General features: G+C 37.0%; 2 protein-coding genes. Both read left to right on the top strand.

Annotated features, from left to right (window positions below; translation table 11 throughout):
* Positions 1-290 precede the first annotated feature (290 nt).
* Positions 291-647 carry a hypothetical protein gene (locus tag ACR65M_RS26900; protein WP_440274943.1) on the top strand — a complete coding sequence of 119 codons (357 nt, stop codon included), beginning with the start codon at positions 291-293 and terminating at the stop codon, positions 645-647.
* 10 nt (positions 648-657) lie between these two features.
* Positions 658-1,278, top strand: a complete 621-nt coding sequence (locus ACR65M_RS26905) for a transposase (RefSeq protein WP_440274944.1) — start codon at positions 658-660, stop codon at positions 1,276-1,278.
* Positions 1,279-1,346: the final 68 nt, after the last annotated feature.

Raw genomic sequence — 1,346 nt, forward strand, 5'->3', positions numbered from 1 at the left:
CCCTATTCAATATAGGAATCATCTTCAAGCTGCTTAGTCTCTTTTTTTATTGTGTCCTTGACATAGGTGCCAGTTTAAAAAACCCTATTCTCTTTTTTTCCTTTTTAAAATTCCTAAATTTTTCTTTTAGCTCTTTGGAAAATGTTGGGGTGCACTCACGCAGTGCCCCTCTTTTAATAGTACCTGAATCCGTGACGTAATTAATACTAAATTTGCCCAAAAAGCTTGATATAATAATGTTATCAGCGAGTTTAGGTTGATAATTTTAATTCACCAGGCAGGTGTACCAAATGGTTAAGTTTATTTTGGAAGATTCCGATGATACATTGACGACCCATTCGGGTCTAGGTTTAATAGGTTTGCTTTTATCAAAAACTAAATTTCACAAACGTTTTTCAACTTTAAAAGTACCAGAAATTAAGTCATCGCCGGCAATTATTAATGGTGATGTGACCACCTCATATATTGGCCTATTATGTCAAGGGAAGAATGATTTTGACTATATTGAGCAGTTTCGAGACGACCCATTCTTTTATCGTGCATTAGACATTCAATTGGTTCCTTCGAGTGCTACGTTACGACAACGTCTAGATCAAATCCACAAAGGTAGGCGGATGGAAATCCATTGTACTAGAGGAATCAGCTAAACTTATACGATTGTTTGATTCCCCTGTCACTCCAACAATTACAAGTGACAAAAAATCATACGTGCCTTTGGATATTGATGTATCACCATTTGATAACTCAAATACTAAAAAAGAAGGGGTAAGCCGTACATATAAAGGATGTGACGGGTATTCTCCTAACTTCTCCTATTTGGGTCAAGAAGGCTACGTTGTAAATGTGGAACTTCGAGAAGGTAGCACTCACGTTCAAAAGGATACTGAGAAATTTCTCGAGAAAAGTATTAAATATGCTCGGATGATTACTGATATATCGTTATTAGTACGTATGGACGCAGGAAACGATAGCGTCGAAAACCTAAAAGTTTGTGTAAGTGAAAAGGCCAATTTTGTCATTAAACGAAATCCCCGTCGTGAAAAGCCAGAAAACTGGCTCATGGTAGCCGAACAATTCGGTAAATGCGTTCAGGAACGAGAAGGAAAACGGGTATTCTATGGTGCTGTAAATGCAACTCCAAAGGGAATGAAAAATTCCATTCGCCAGGTCTATAGAGTGATTGAAAGAACAATTGATAAAACTGGCCAAATTCTCTTAGTCCCTGATATTGAATTTGAAAGTTATTGGGGTAGCGTCAGGAAAATGCGGTTATCTTAACCATCCATAACGGATGACTTTACAGTATTCAATGTAAAGTTATCCGTTTTTTTGTTTCTTTAAATCCC

The sequence above is a fragment of the Ferdinandcohnia sp. SAFN-114 genome, from assembly GCF_059415045.1.